The sequence below is a fragment of the Klebsiella planticola ATCC 33531 genome (assembly GCF_000735435.1).
GTDB classification, from domain to species: Bacteria; Pseudomonadota; Gammaproteobacteria; order Enterobacterales; family Enterobacteriaceae; genus Klebsiella; species Klebsiella planticola.
On sequence record NZ_JMPP01000024.1, the window covers coordinates 26,608 to 41,241 of the forward strand.

The window sequence follows — 14,634 nt, forward strand, 5'->3', positions numbered from 1 at the left end:
CAGGTTTTTATGGACGACTTAACCCTGCGTTATTACGACGCCGAAATGCGCTACCTGCTGGAAGCTGGCGAAGAGTTTGCCCGTGCTCATCCCGAGCAGGCGGCAATGCTCAATCTCGATAAAGCGGGGGCGCGGGACCCGTACGTGGAACGCCTGTTCGAAGGCTTTGCCTTCCTGATGGGCCGGCTGCGAGAGAAGCTCGATGACGATCTGCCGGAACTGACCGAAGGGCTGGTCAGCCTGCTTTGGCCACACTACCTGCGCACCATTCCGTCAATGTCGGTGGTGGAGTTCACCCCTGACTGGCGCGAGATGAAAGAGCAGATGCGCATTGTCAAAGGTTTCGAGGTGAACTCGCGGCCGATCGGTGAGAAGGGCACCCGCTGCCGCTATACGACCACCAAAGAGATCGCGCTTCAGCCGCTGTCGCTGGAGCACGCCCGCCTGTCGTCAGACCCTGACGGGCGCTCGGTCATCAGCCTGCGCTTTAACTGCAGCCATCTTGCTGACTGGCGTCGTGTCGATCTCAGCCAGATCCCGTTCTACTTTAACGCCGATGCACCGCTGGCCTGCGCCATGCATGAAGCCTTTACCATGAACACTGCGCGTCTCTGGTTGAGAATGCCAGGCGACGTGGACAGAAGACCGTTGGACGGATATTTCACCGCGTTGGGGTTTGGCGATGACGACGACCTGTGGCCGAGAGGGGGTAGCAGTTTTAGCGGTTACCAGCTGCTGCTGGAATATTTCACCTTCCGCGAGAAATTTATGTTCACCGGCCTGCGTGGGCTGGAGAGGGTGGAATTCCCGGCTGAGCTCCCCTGGTTTGAAATCGACGTGGTGCTGGCGGAACGCTGGGAGCATGACTTCAGCTTTACCGAAAAGCATCTGCGCCTGAACTGCGTGCCGGTGATTAACTTGTTCCCGCTGGAATCTGACCCGCTGACGCTCAACTCTCTGCAAACCGAATACATGCTGCGCCCGATGCGCGTGCAGGATGGCCATACTGAGATTTACGCAGTGGATTCGGTGATGTCTTCCAGCCAGCACTCTTACGTGCCGTTCTCGAGCTTTCGCCACAAGGGCGGAATGCTGCGACACGACGCGCCGGAGTATTTCTATCATACCCGCGTGCGCCGCGGCCCGTCCGGGCTACACAATACCTGGCTTATCCTCGGTGGCGAAGCGTTTGATAACCACACGGTGCCGGAAGATGAAAGCCTGTCGCTGACGCTCACCGGCACCAATGGTCAGTTGCCTCGCCGGGCGCTACAAAGCGCCGTGCTCGATACGGTGATGAAAAACACTTCGGCCAGTATCGCCGTGCGCAATCTGTGCGCGCCGACGCTACCCTGTTATCCGCCGGCGCAGGACCGTTTTCACTGGCGCGTGCTGAGCCACCTTGGCAGCGGTTTTCTCTCAATGATGGATAACGCTGACGTGCTGCGTGGCACTCTGGCGCTGTATGAGTGGACTGATAGTGAGATGAACCGCCGACGTCTGGAAGCCATCATCGATGTGAAGCACGGTGAAGCTCAACGCTTCGAACAGGGCTATCTGGTGCGCGGCGTGCAGATTGAGGTGACGTTGGATAGTCACGGCTTTGCCGGACGCGGTGACATCTGCCTGTTCGGCGAGATGTTGAGCCGCTTCTTTGCGCTTTACACCGACATCTATCTGTTTAACCGCCTGATTATCATTCTACAACCGACCGGAGAGCGCCTGGAATGGCAAGAGAAGCACAACCGCCGCATTCCCGGCTGACCCCGCGGCTGGAGGCCGATCTTCACCGCATTAACTTTTATCGTTTTTGTCAGTTGCTGGAGAAACGTAATCCGCACAGGCCGCTGATGGGCTCGACCAGCCACCCTGTGGATGATCCGGTACGCTTTGCCCCGCATCCGGGGATGGGGTTTCCGGCCAGTGAGCTGAAAGCCGTTGAATATGATGAGGACGATGACAGCAAACCGCCGGTTATCCGCGCCACATTTATGGGGATGTATGGCGTGGATTCCCCCTTGCCGACCGCCTATCTTGATGACATCACCCAGCGCCGGGAAGGGCATGAGGCGCTGCAGGGCTTTCTGGATATTTTCAGCCACCGCATCCTGACGCAGTTTTATCGCATCTGGCGTAAATACTCTTACCCCGCCACGTTTGAGCCAGGGGGGACCGACACCATTTCGCAGTCACTGCTGGGCCTGGTGGGACTGGGTATTCCCGGCACGGCGAACCACATTGCCACACCGGTATCCCGATTTCTGGCGCTGCTGGGGGTGCTGCGCCAGCCTGGTAAAACCCAGGAGGGGATGCAGGCGCTGGTGACCCTGCTGGCCCCGGAGACCACCGTCAGGGTCAGCCCGTATTGCCTGCGGCCGGTGGAAGTCAGCCGGCCACTGGGCTTTTACGGCGATGATGATTTTCTGCTGGACGGCAACACCCCCCTGGGTGACGAAGCGATGGATGCGGGCAGCCAACTGCTGGTTGCGCTCACGACGGATAACGAGCAGGAGGCGCAGGGCTGGAAACCGGATGGTCTGCTGTACCACGATTTCCTGGTGATGCTGCGTGTTTATCTCGGCTGGCGCTTTAAGGCAAAAATCACCTTCACCACCCGGACCCGTCTGTTGGCCGCTCCGCCGCTCGGCGACGGTCCTTTCTGGCTCGGCATGAACGGCGTACTGGGCATGGAAGGCGATGACCTCCCGGAGGATCTCCCTCAGACCTTTACGACAGAACTGGGTGACTACACCGGGCTGGAGCCTGCGACACCACAACAAGGAAACCGACGTGTTACGTACAAATTTAACTAAAACTGCGCGCTGGCTGTTACCCCTGCTGGGATTCAGTCTGGCGGGCTGTGGGGTGACCCAGGGCATCACCGATGGCACCAAATCGGCGTTTAACGCCGTGTTCTACAAAAAGATTAAGGTGCTGCACCTGGATTTCACCGCCCGTGAAGCGCTGAACACCGACTCCCGCGAGAGTAACTCGCTGTCTGAGCCAGTGGTGGTCCGTGTCTACCAACTGAAAGACCGCAAAACCTTCGACAAAACGGTTTACCAGCAATTGCTCCAGGATGGGGATAGCATTCTGAAAGCTGACCTGTTGGCGAGCCGTGATGTGGTGGTGAAGCCGGGCGGAGATGCGAGCCTCAACATGCCAATGGAAGCCGGTGCGCAGTTTGTGGCAGTGGCGGGACTGTTTCGTCACCCGGATATGGTTAACAATACCTGGAAGCGGGTGATTCAGCGTGAAGACCTCGATCCGGATAAGCCGCGCATTCTGGAAGCCGGTAACAATCATCTGACGCTGCAACCGCTCAAGGACGACTAATGCCCCGGGAACATCGCACGCCTTCGCTGTATGAAATGCTCACCGGTCATTTTACCGGTGGCCTTGCTGTCAATCAGGTCAGTGAAGAAAATCAGGTCATCCTGTCTGTGCTGGACAACATGCTGCGGGTTCTCAACTGCCGTGCCGGGACGCTGGCGCACCTGCCGGATTACGGGCTGCCGGATATGACCAGAATCCTGCAAGGGATGCCGGGTAGCGCCCATGAGCTGATGGCGACATTGTCTGCGGTTCTGCTGAAATATGAGCCGCGCCTGAAAAAAATAACCGTTGTCCTGGAGAAACAGGAAATTCCAGGTGAACTGCACTATGCCATTGACGCTGAACTCAACGGTGTTGGCCTGGTGCGCTACGGCACCGAGTTTATGCCCGAAGGGCGGGTCCTGCTGCGACACCTGAAGCAACGGCAGTATCTCGACACGACAACCCGCATGTAAGGCCGGATAGCGCCATATCAGTCATATCTCCGGGCCTCAAAAATCCTCCATAGTTTCAGACACGTCAGATGGATATCTGGTCATGAATGACATTACCCCACATAAAATTAAAACCGGCGGCGATCCGCGTACCCTGCCGGATTATGCAGCCCTACGTGATGAATTGAGTAAGCTGACCCATCCGGCGCGCCCGGATGTGAACTGGCAATATGCCGAAAAGCTCTGCCTTTCATTATTTGAACAAAACGGTGTTGAACTGCAGACGGCTGCCTGGTATACGCTTGCGCGGACGCATCTGGCCGGATTGTCTGGTTTAAATGAAGGGCTGGCAATCCTGGAGGCCCTGATAAGCCATCAGTGGGGCGCGCTCTGGCCTCAACCTGTACATGCCCGCATCGAAATCCTCAGTGGTCTGAGTCAGCGTCTGCAGCAACGGATGCGCACGCTCCTGCCGAATTACAGCGACCTCTGCCAGCTATATCGGGCAGAGCAGTTGCTTACCGCTCTCTGCGTCGTGTTACAGCGCCTGGAACTTAAACACCTCAGTCAGTTTGCTGCCTTGCGTACACTGATGCACAACAATGCCGCCCGGCTGGAAAACGGTGATGACACCTCCGGTTGTGCTGGGGCGAGCATTGAGACGGGGATCGGGCTGCCTGCCACGGTAATGAATGGTTCAGGGGGAGCAATGAGCGCTCCGGCTGATGGTCCGCCGGAAGGGAGTCGCGCGGTGGGTAGTACAGCGAAGTGGGTGTATGTCGCGCAAGCAGAACACCAGGCGAATATCGAAGTACAGGCGGCAATGCCCGCGCCGGTAAAAAAAACGAAATCCTTTGTTGCCGGGATGTGCACCATGCTGGTGGTAAGCGTGGCGACGGCGTGGGGTTGGCATACCTTACTGCGGTCTGATCCACTCCAGACTCAGCTCGCCGCCTCACTTGCGCCGTTACCTGCAACGCTCACACCTGCACAGCTGGATGTGTTGCGCCAGCGATCCTCGTTATCACCTGCGGTTATCACACAAACGCAGCAGCAGCTTGCCCGACTGGACAAGCTTCCCCCTGACTGGAATATCGCCTGGAGCAGGCAGCTTCTGGAACAGGCTCAGACGCTTTGGCCGGAGCAGGCTAAATCTCTGGCACAACAGTGGCAGCAACAGCTTACTGCTGCCTCATTGCCGGCAGAAAATCTCAATGGCTGGTATCAGGGAATGACGACGCTACAAAAACTGAGCGACAGGCTGAACCGGCTTGATGAGCAGAAGGGGAAATACATGACGGTCAGTGAGCTGAAATCAGTGGTCTTTTCCGCTATGCAGTCCTTTAATCAAGCCATACCCGCTGAAGAGCAATTGCGGGCATTATCACAAACGCCTGCCGGCAACCCTTTACCGGTTGCTGACAGGACTCAACTGGAGATGCATCTGAAGCAATTGGCTGCCCGTTATGCTGAAATAAAACAGAAGGCATCAGAATAAAAACTTATATTATTCATTGTGTTAATTTTATTGGCGTGCCAGATAGCCTGTCGGCTTTTTTACTCTTTCCTGACAATCGCTTTCCCTCTATTCCGCCATCCACCGCCCGACGGTTTGCAAGTCTGTAAGCGTGAGCAAGAGATATTTCATGCGCGGACACGTTGAGCCGTTATGTTGACCATGAGATAGAGTCCGTTGCTGTCGAACAGGCGTTTTATTGAATAGTGGGTACGTAAGGGGTTGAGCGAACTGTGTCGGAGTGTGGCGAACGGCTAAGAAGTGTCCCCTGCAGGAATCGAACCTGCAACTAGCCCTTAGGAGGGGCTCGTTATATCCATTTAACTAAGGGGACGAAGCGGCGGGAGTATAGCGTTTTTTTCCTTGTTCGTTAAGCATCTATGGGTTGAATGCTTAAACTCTCGCCACTTAAGGGTGTTTTTTTGCCTTGAGCCGCTCCTTTTTGTCGTTGCTCATGTCGTTGCGAATCTGCGCATGGCTGAGCAGCGCAAAAATAAAAGTGCCGCCGCAAATGTTGCCAGCCAGGGTCGGCAGCGCGAAAGGCCAGATGAAGTCTTGCCAGGGCAGCGAGCCGTTGAAGACCAGGTAAAAAATCTCAACGCTGCCGACAACGATATGGGTGGTATCGGCGAGCGCAATCAGCCAGGTCATCATGATGATCACCACGATTTTTGCCGCGCCGGCGGCGGGAAACATCCACACCATGGTCGCCACCAGCCAGCCGGAAATAATCGCATTGGCGAACATTTCAGACGGCGTATTTTCCATGACCTTTAAACTGATCTCCTGAAACGCGCCGCGGGTGGCATCGTCAAAAATCGGCATCATATTAAAGGCCCAGGCCGCAATTGCCGTACCGACCAGGTTACCAATAAGCACCACGCCCCAGAGCCGTAGCAGGAGGCCGATATTCCCGGGCGTCGGCTTATGCATGATGGGTAATACCGCGGTGACGGTATTCTCGGTAAACAGCTGCTGGCGAGCCATGATGACAATAACAAACCCGAAGGTATAACCCAGATTCTCCACTAAATAACCACCGGGAAGTTCGCCCAGGTGAACATGGAAAATCCCTTTCGCCACCATCGAGGCCCCCATCGACAGACCGGCGGCTACCGCTGACCACAGAAGTGCAAGGGCATCGCGCTCCAGCTCTTTTTCCCCCTCCTGACGGATCTCTTCATGGGTGGCCATTGCACGCGAGGGCAGGCGTTTCTCGTTGACCTCAATCGGTTCGCCATCCTGTTTTTCATCGCTTTCAACCTCCACCTCTTCGCTATGAGGGCGCTCGTGAGGTTTGGGATCTGTCGTCATGGCATTTCCTCCTGCGTTTTTTCATTCTCATAAGCGTAGAGATGTTTCACCCGACTGGCCCGGGATAACCTCCTAAATTTTTGCTGATGGCAAGAATAGCAATACGAATATTGCAAAATATGTATAGAATCAGGGCGCAACAATTATGCCAAAGAAGGCTATGCTGAAAGCAGGCACCAGATTGCAATTTGCTTCGGGTGGTATCGTCATGGAGGCAGTGGTCCCCGGATAGCCCACCGCAATAGCCAAAATTAACAGGGAGACACCTATGAATTTTCGCCTGTCGGCGCTTGCGCTTGGCGCCACATTGCTGGTGGGATGTGCCAGTTCCAGCTCTGGCGATCTGCCGCAGGGGCGTTCAGACCCGCTTGAAGGGTTTAACCGTACGATGTTCGACTTCAACTTTAACGTGGTGGATCCGTACGTGCTGCGTCCGGTTGCCGTTGCCTGGCGTGATTATGTCCCGCAGCCGGCGCGCAATGGGCTGAGTAACTTCACCAGCAACCTTGAAGAACCGGCGGTGATGGCGAACTACTTCCTGCAGGGCGATCCCTATAAAGGTATGGTGCACTTTACCCGCTTCTTCCTTAATACCCTTCTCGGGATGGGCGGCCTGATTGATGTCGCCGGGATGGCGAACCCGAAACTGCAGCGTGTTGAACCGCATCGCTTTGGTAGCACCCTGGGTCATTATGGCGTGGGTTACGGCCCTTACGTACAACTGCCGTTCTATGGCAGCTTTACGCTGCGTGATGAAGGCGGTGATATGGCTGATGGTCTTTATCCGGTCCTTTCCTGGCTGACCTGGCCGATGTCTATCGGTAAGTGGGCGGTTGAAGGGGTTGAGACCCGTGCTCAGTTGCTGGATTCCGACGGCCTGCTGCGCCAGTCTTCCGACCCGTATATCATGGTTCGCGAAGCCTACTTCCAGCGTCATGACTTTATTGCCAACGGCGGTAAACTTACGCCGGTCGAGAACCCTAACGCTCAGGCGATTCAGGGCGATCTGAAAGATATCGACTCGCAGTAAACGCGAGTAAATATGACAATAAAAAAGGGTGAACTCGCGTTCACCCTTTTTTTATGCTGCCAGACCGATCAGAAGCGGTAGTTGAAGTTCGCGCCGTACAGCCAGGCGGTACCTTCAGAGCGGAAGGTATAAGGACCTTCTTTAATTTCTACGTGCTGACCGTGCATGTATGAAACACCCACGTCAACCGAAGCATCTTTGTTGAAGGCATAGGTGGTACCCGCGCTCAGCCACAGACGATCCTGATCCGGGATGGAGATAGAACGGGTGCTTGCAGGGACCGGGCTATCATCAAAGGCGATACCGGTACGGAAGGTCCAGTTATCGTCATAGTAATAGGTGGTACCCAGCGCAATACGGTAGGCGTCTTTAAAGCTTTCATCTTTATAGAACAGCGTCTCACCGTTGCTACCCGTTGCTTTCAGCTCCTGGAACTGACTCCAGCTGGTGTAGGTCAGGCTATAGTGGACCGCCCACTGCGGTGCAACGCGGTTATAGCCGGACAGCTCCCACATTTCAGGCAGGTTCAGCGTCAGAGAACCATCGGTAGTTTGACCGTTGGTGCCTGCCGGAAGCCCGAAGTTACCGAGGATCTGGTTGTATGCGGAAGGTAAGCTGCTTTTGTAATTACCGTCAAAGTCGATTTTCACTTCAGAACGATAGGTGAAGCCATAGCGGTTATTCTTATCCAGTTCATAAAGAATACCGGCGTTCCAGCCAAAGCCCCACGCGTTACCGTTGAGGTGAGCAATTTGCGTATCGGCAGGAATTTTCGATACCGGGCCGGCCAGCTGCGGCGGCAGCGCGCCAGAGCCCGCAACGATTTGCCCCAAATCGCCTGCATAGCGCTCAATCTTCGCTTTCGCATACACCGCATCAAACCCTAAGCCAAAGCTCCAGTGGCTGTCCAGGCGATAGGCGCCGCTCAGGTTGAAGTTGGCGGTGGTCAGGTCCGTTTTTCCGCCCATGCTGCCGGCGGCATAATCATCGGCGTACTCGGTCGCCAGACCATAGTTAGAGGTGATAGAGGCCCCCCAACCAAATTGATCGTTAATCGGCGATACAAAGTGGAAGTTAGGCACCCATGCGGTTGGCGCAATATTATCGGCGTTCAGGCTTTTGCCTGTTGGAGACTGGCCGGAAATATTGACGTTAGGGTCGACAAACACCGCGCCCGCAGACATCGTCGGGCGATCGAACATCATAATCAATGCTGGGTTACGGCTGGCATTGCCCGCGTCGTCAGCAATTGCACCTTCACCGGAATAGGCGCGGCCCAGACCTGATGAAGAGAATTCATTTAACTGAAAGCCTGCTGACCAGGCCTGTGTTGAAACAAGTGCTACAGCCACTGCGAGGGCAGATTGGGTAAAGCGGGTTTTCTGGCTCATGCCCATAACCTCATTGAGTTATTTTTATTTAAACTATGTTACATGCCGTAACAGAAGCGCGAAGTGTAGGGTCTGCTTTACGACAGAGAAATCAGACCAGTGCGCTGAGTATAGGTCTGACCAGATGAGATGTTGCAAGTTTGTTTATGAGATTTTTCAGTTGTGATACGAAAAAAGCGATCCAGTTAGCAAAATTGGCCTCGTTCGCATTATCTAAACAGGGCATTTTTTGTTTTGGATCATTTTTAAGTGTGATTTCGGTCACTTAGGACTTTTGTCGCCATTAACGACTGGAGGCCGGGAGGCGCCGCGCGTAAAATAACCTCATTATTTGTCTGGCACCTTGAGTGCATATACAGAGGAAATCTACGATGAGTAAATGTAGTGCTGATGAAACCCCGGTTTGCTGCTGTATGGATGTTGGCACCATTATGGACAACACCGATTGCACCGCCTCTTACAGCCGGGTTTTTGCCAATCGCGCCGAAGCGGAACAAACTCTCGCCGCATTGACTGAGAAAGCACGGGGTGTGGAATCTGAACCGTGCAAAATTACCCCGACTTTTACCGACGTTGAAGGCGGAGTGCAGATGGATATCGATTTTGTCTTCTGCTGTGAAGCCGAAACGCTGATTTTCCAGCTTGGTCTGCGTTAATTTCTCCTCAACGCCCCTCCCGTCAGGGGCGTTATCTCCTGCTTTGTATGTGTTTTGGCTCCCACTTTTTCTCTTCGCTGATTGGCTTAATGTAAAAAATTAGTTAAAACTGTTATCAGGTCAGACCACTTGGTTTTATCGGTTAACAGGGGAAAGTCATGAGTCAGCCATTACCGCTTGTCACCCGTCAAGGCGATCGCATTGCCATTGTCAGCGGTTTACGTACGCCGTTTGCCCGCCAGGCCACGGTATTTCACGGTGTTCCCGCCGTTGATTTGGGAAAAATGGTTATCAGCGAAATGCTGGCTCGTAGCGATATTCCCCCGGAAATGATTGAGCAGCTGGTATTTGGCCAGGTGGTGCAGATGCCCGAAGCGCCAAATATTGCGCGCGAAATTGTGCTTGGCACCGGCATGAGCGTACACACCGATGCCTACAGCGTAAGTCGCGCCTGCGCCACCAGTTTTCAGGCGGTTGCCAACGTCGCGGAGAGCCTGATGGCGGGAACGATCCGCGCAGGTATTGCCGGCGGCGCCGACTCTTCATCCGTTCTGCCGATCGGCGTCAGTAAAAAGCTGGCCCGAACGCTGGTGGATGCCAATAAAGCGCGCACTCTCGGGCAGCGTCTGAAGCTCTTCTCCCGTTTACGCCTTCGCGATCTTTTACCGGTACCGCCTGCGGTGGCCGAGTATTCGACCGGGCTGCGGATGGGGGATACCGCAGAGCAAATGGCAAAAACATGGGGTATCACCCGCGAACAGCAGGACGCGCTGGCGCACCGTTCGCACCAGCTGGCGGCGAAAGCCTGGGAAGAGGGGAAACTGGCCTCTGAGGTGATGACCGCGTATGTGCCGCCGTTCCGTGAACCGCTGGAAAACGACAACAATATTCGTAAAAATTCAACCCTGGCTGATTACCAAAAGTTACGTCCGGCTTTTGACCGCAAGCATGGCACGGTCACTGCGGCAAACAGTACGCCGCTAACCGACGGTGCCGCGGCGGTGATCATGATGACCGAGTCTCAGGCCAAAGCGCTGGGCTTAACCCCGCTTGGCTACCTGCGCAGCTATGCCTTTACCGCCATCGATGTCCGCCAGGATATGCTGCTGGGGCCGGCGTGGTCAACGCCGCTGGCGCTGGAAAGGGCGGGACTGAGCCTGGCTGATTTAACGCTTATCGATATGCATGAGGCTTTTGCCGCGCAGACGCTGGCGAATCTTCAGTGCCTGGCCAGCGACCGCTTTGCCCGCGAGGTGCTTGGACGCTCGCAGGCGACCGGGGAAGTCGACGAAAGTAAATTCAATGTCCTCGGTGGTTCAATTGCTTACGGGCATCCTTTTGCTGCCACCGGCGCGAGGATGATTACCCAGACGCTGCATGAGCTGCGGCGCAGGGGGGGCGGATTTGGCCTGGTTACCGCCTGTGCGGCGGGTGGACTCGGCGCGGCGATGATTCTGGAGGTGGAATAATGGACATGGCATCGGCATTTACCCTCGATATTCGCCCGGATAACGTCGGCGTCATCACTATCGATTCGCCCGGTGAAAAGATGAATACCCTGAAGGCCGAATTTGGCCAGCAGGTGCGGGCGATCGTTCGCCAGATTCGTGATAATAAATCTCTGCGCGGCGTCGTGCTGATTTCCGCAAAACCGGACAATTTTATCGCCGGCGCGGATATCAATATGATTGCCCGCTGCGCCAGCGCTCAGGAAGCGGAAGCGCTCGCCCGCCAGGGGCAACAAATTATGGCGGAGATCCATGGGCTGGCGATTCCGGTGATTGCCGCCATCCACGGCGCCTGCCTGGGCGGCGGCCTTGAGCTGGCGCTGGCCTGTCATGGACGGGTATGCAGCGATGACGAGAAAACGCGTCTGGGTCTGCCTGAGGTCCAGCTGGGGCTGCTGCCTGGCTCCGGCGGCACTCAGAGATTACCCCGACTGATCGGTGTCAGCAGCGCCCTGGAGATGATTCTGACCGGCAAGCAGCTTCGCGCGCGTCAGGCGTTAAAAGCGGGCCTGGTGGATGAGGTGGTTCCGCAATCGATTCTGCTGCAGACGGCGGTGGAGCTGGCGCTGAAAGGACGGCCGGCGAGCCGCAGTATGCCGATCCGCGAACGGGTGCTTGCCGGACCGCTGGGCCGTAATCTGCTGTTTCGGCTGGTGGGGAAAAAGACCCGACAGAAAACCCAGGGCAACTATCCTGCCGCCGAGCGCATTCTGCAGGTGATTGAAAATGGATTAGCTCACGGCTGTAGCAGCGGCTATGCCGAGGAAGCGCGTGCCTTCGGTGAGCTGGCGATGACTCCGCAGTCTCAGGCATTGCGATCGATATTCTTTGCCAGCACGGATTTGAAGAAAGATCGCGGCGCCGATGCGCAGGCCGGGCCACTGAATCGCATCGGCATTCTCGGTGGCGGTCTGATGGGCGGCGGGATTGCGTATGTTACCGCTTGCAAAGGCGGGCTTGCGGTGCGTATCAAAGATATTCAGGCACGGGGAATTAACCATGCGCTGAAATACAGCTGGGAACTGCTGGACAAGCAGGTGCGTCGCCGCTATCTGCGCGCCAGCGAACGGGATCGTCAGCTGGCGCTGATTTCCGGCACCACGGATTATCAGGGCTTCGCCCATCGCGATGTGGTTGTCGAGGCTGTCTTCGAGGATTTAGCTCTTAAACAGCGGATGGTGGCTGAGATCGAAGCACACTGCAGCCCGCAGACGATCTTTGCCTCCAATACCTCTTCGCTGCCCATCGGCGACATTGCGGCGCAGGCCAGCCGACCGGGGCAGGTGATTGGCCTGCATTTCTTCAGCCCGGTCGAGAAAATGCCGCTGGTTGAAGTGATCCCCCATCAGCATACCGATCCGCAGACGATTGCGACGGTAGTCAAGCTGGCCAAAATGCAGGGCAAAACGCCGATCGTTGTGGCTGATAAAGCGGGTTTCTACGTCAACCGTATTCTGGCGCCCTACATCAACGAAGCGATGCGCTTACTCATGGAAGGTGAGCCCATTGATCATATCGATAAGTCATTGGTGAAATTCGGCTTTCCGGTGGGGCCGATTCAGCTGCTGGATGAGGTCGGAATTGATACCGGGACCAAAATTCTGCCGGTTCTGGAAGCCGCGTGGGGAGAACGTTTTAGCCCGCCTGCAAACATCATTGATGCGATCTTGAATGACGATCGCAAAGGGAGAAAAAATAACCGCGGTTTCTATCTTTATGAGCCAAAAGGGCGTACAAGCAAAAAACGACCCGATGCTGCGGTCTATTCGCTGCTGGGCGTTTCTGCTCCGCAGGCGCGCTTATCCGCCCGGCAGATAGCTGAGCGTTGCGTCATGATGATGCTTAACGAAGCCGCGCGCTGCTTCGATGAGCAGGTCATCCGCGGCGCCCGCGATGGCGACATTGGCGCGGTGTTCGGTATTGGCTTCCCGCCGTTTCTTGGCGGCCCGTTCCGTTATATGGATCAACTCGGGGCGAGTGAAGTTGTTGCCATCTTGCAACGTCTGGCCGCTCAGTACGGCCCACGGTTTACCCCATGCGAAAATTTATTGCGCATGGCCGGGCAGGGGGCAACCTTTTGGCCCGCTGCTGAACGGACGACCTAAGTTCTGGTCAAAGAAGATAAATCCGGCGATGAATGACGCTGTTGGTTGGCTGTTTTGTAAACGATCATTGACTATACTTACGCCATTGAGGTAAAAAACAGCGTTTCATTCGTTGGATGAATCAGGCACAATGCCCGGCCACCGGGTCGACTGCGTGCTATCTACGCAGGTAAGACTGCGGTGCTTCTGGTTAACAAAAGCGGTGCAATATGCAAGTTTTTATCATGCGTCACGGCGACGCTGCCCTCGATGCAGCCAGTGACTCGGTTCGTCCCTTAACCGTTTGTGGTTGTGACGAGTCCCGTCAGATGGCAACCTGGCTGAAAGGTCAAAAAGTGGATATTGAACGGGTTCTTGTCAGTCCTTACCTGCGTGCTGAACAGACGTTGGATGTGGTAAGAGAGTGCATGGACCTGCCTGAAAATGTCGACGTGATGCCGGAGCTCACGCCGTGTGGCGATGTTGGCATGGTCAGCGCCTGGCTTCAGACGCTGGCCAATGAAGGTGTTTCAACGGTGCTGGTGGTTTCGCACCTGCCGCTGGTGGGGTACCTCGTCTCAGAGCTGTGCCCGGGAGAAACTCCCCCGATGTTCACCACTTCGGCTATTGCCTGTGTCACCCTTGATGCCGATGGCAAGGGCGAGTTCAACTGGCAGATGAGCCCCTGCAATCTGAAGATGGCGAAGGCTATCTGACTCCCCCTGGAGCATCCGTATTACGGAAGCTCCGGCGGCTGCCACTCTTCAACTTCAATCAGCACCAGCAGTGCGGCGTCTCCGCCGTACTCTTTTGGCGCCTGATGAAAAGCCATGATGTGCGGATGTTGCGCAAGCCAGAGCGGCGTTTGCTGCTTGAGGATGTGTTTGCCGTGCCCGTGCATCACGCAGGCGCAAAAGACATGTTCGCGACGACAGGCGGCGATCAGCGCCCCCAGCTCCTGCTTAGCCTGCTGCTGGGTCAACCCGTGCAGATCGAGAAACAGCTCCGGCGAATAATCCCCGCGGCGCAGTTTTTTCAGTTCAAAATGGCTCACGTCCGGACGGACATATTTGACCGCCCCTTCGGTATTCAGCAGCGGCTGAAATTCATCGGAAAAATAGTGGCTGTTATCGGCCTGCTCCTGAAGTAAGCGTTTTGGCGGTACCTCGGTGATTTTCTTGCGCAGCGGGCGGTGCACGATGGTGTCTTGCTTAATCTGACGCGTGCCGGTCATTAACTGGCGGAACAACGCCTGATCCTCGTCGCTTAGCGATGTTTTCTTTTTCATTGCCCACTCTCATCATTTCTTTTCGCTAGTTTACCCGACTCGGCCTGTATTCAGGCAAGCAAAACGTATTTTTCCCC

13 protein-coding genes and 1 tRNA gene are annotated in these 14,634 nt (G+C 55.7%); 10 read left to right on the forward strand and 4 right to left on the reverse strand.

Features of this window, described 5'->3' with window-relative positions; genetic code table 11:
* Positions 1-9: 9 nt before the first annotated feature.
* The 5 genes from tssF (at position 10) to GRPL_RS14485 (ending at position 5,268) form a co-directional block, all read left to right on the forward strand.
* The gene (gene tssF, locus GRPL_RS14505) at positions 10-1,764 is read left to right on the forward strand and encodes a type VI secretion system baseplate subunit TssF (RefSeq protein ID WP_032699060.1); all 1,755 of its coding nucleotides are present in this window, start codon (positions 10-12) and stop codon (positions 1,762-1,764) included.
* Complete coding sequence (gene tssG, locus GRPL_RS14500; protein WP_032699061.1) at positions 1,728-2,813, forward strand: type VI secretion system baseplate subunit TssG; 1,086 nt, start codon at positions 1,728-1,730, stop codon at positions 2,811-2,813. The genes tssF and tssG overlap by 37 nt, the downstream gene beginning before the upstream one ends.
* Positions 2,791-3,336 (forward strand): type VI secretion system lipoprotein TssJ, encoded by a 546-nt coding sequence (gene tssJ, locus GRPL_RS14495; RefSeq protein WP_032699063.1) that lies wholly within the window; start codon positions 2,791-2,793, stop codon positions 3,334-3,336. Before tssG ends, tssJ begins: the two co-directional genes overlap by 23 nt.
* Positions 3,336-3,791: a type VI secretion system baseplate subunit TssE gene (gene tssE, locus GRPL_RS14490; RefSeq protein WP_032695495.1), complete on the forward strand. Its 456-nt coding sequence runs from the start codon at positions 3,336-3,338 to the stop codon at positions 3,789-3,791. Before tssJ ends, tssE begins: the two co-directional genes overlap by 1 nt.
* A gap of 82 nt (positions 3,792-3,873) precedes the next feature.
* Positions 3,874-5,268, forward strand: a complete 1,395-nt coding sequence (locus tag GRPL_RS14485) for a VasL domain-containing protein (RefSeq protein ID WP_032699064.1) — start codon at positions 3,874-3,876, stop codon at positions 5,266-5,268.
* Positions 5,269-5,548: 280 nt separating this feature from the next.
* On the opposite strand, the gene GRPL_RS14480 is transcribed toward GRPL_RS14485, so the two are convergent.
* Positions 5,549-5,620 (reverse strand) — tRNA-Arg (locus tag GRPL_RS14480).
* Positions 5,621-5,694: 74 nt separating this feature from the next.
* On the reverse strand, positions 5,695-6,600 hold the full coding sequence (locus GRPL_RS14475) for a formate/nitrite transporter family protein (protein WP_032695493.1): 906 nt from the start codon (positions 6,598-6,600) through the stop codon (positions 5,695-5,697).
* Between the two features lie 268 nt (positions 6,601-6,868).
* Between GRPL_RS14475 and mlaA the strand changes: the two genes are divergently transcribed.
* Positions 6,869-7,630, forward strand: coding sequence for a phospholipid-binding lipoprotein MlaA (mlaA, locus tag GRPL_RS14470; RefSeq protein ID WP_015583753.1), 762 nt, complete (start codon positions 6,869-6,871; stop codon positions 7,628-7,630).
* A gap of 68 nt (positions 7,631-7,698) precedes the next feature.
* On the opposite strand, the gene fadL is transcribed toward mlaA, so the two are convergent.
* Positions 7,699-9,027: a long-chain fatty acid transporter FadL gene (fadL, locus tag GRPL_RS14465; protein ID WP_094897952.1), complete on the reverse strand. Its 1,329-nt coding sequence runs from the start codon at positions 9,025-9,027 to the stop codon at positions 7,699-7,701.
* A 365-nt stretch (positions 9,028-9,392) separates the two neighbouring features.
* Here fadL and GRPL_RS14460 point away from each other — a divergent pair, with 365 nt between their 5' ends.
* From GRPL_RS14460 to sixA, 4 genes are all read left to right on the forward strand, one after another.
* The gene (locus tag GRPL_RS14460; RefSeq protein WP_032686614.1) at positions 9,393-9,677 is read left to right on the forward strand and encodes a YfcZ/YiiS family protein; all 285 of its coding nucleotides are present in this window, start codon (positions 9,393-9,395) and stop codon (positions 9,675-9,677) included.
* 158 nt (positions 9,678-9,835) lie between these two features.
* Positions 9,836-11,146: an acetyl-CoA C-acyltransferase FadI gene (gene fadI / locus GRPL_RS14455; RefSeq protein WP_032686615.1), complete on the forward strand. Its 1,311-nt coding sequence runs from the start codon at positions 9,836-9,838 to the stop codon at positions 11,144-11,146.
* Entirely contained in the window at positions 11,146-13,290 is a 2,145-nt protein-coding gene (gene fadJ, locus GRPL_RS14450; RefSeq protein ID WP_032699065.1) for a fatty acid oxidation complex subunit alpha FadJ, read from the forward strand. The genes fadI and fadJ overlap by 1 nt, the downstream gene beginning before the upstream one ends.
* A 209-nt stretch (positions 13,291-13,499) precedes the next feature.
* A complete protein-coding gene (sixA, locus tag GRPL_RS0125635) occupies positions 13,500-13,985 on the forward strand; it encodes a phosphohistidine phosphatase SixA (protein ID WP_032699066.1) in 486 nt (161 codons plus the stop codon).
* Positions 13,986-14,005: 20 nt separating this feature from the next.
* Here the strand turns inward: sixA and smrB are convergent, their stop codons facing one another.
* The gene (gene smrB / locus GRPL_RS14445; protein ID WP_015583758.1) at positions 14,006-14,557 is read right to left on the reverse strand and encodes an endonuclease SmrB; all 552 of its coding nucleotides are present in this window, start codon (positions 14,555-14,557) and stop codon (positions 14,006-14,008) included.
* Between the last annotated feature and the right edge of the window lie 77 nt (positions 14,558-14,634).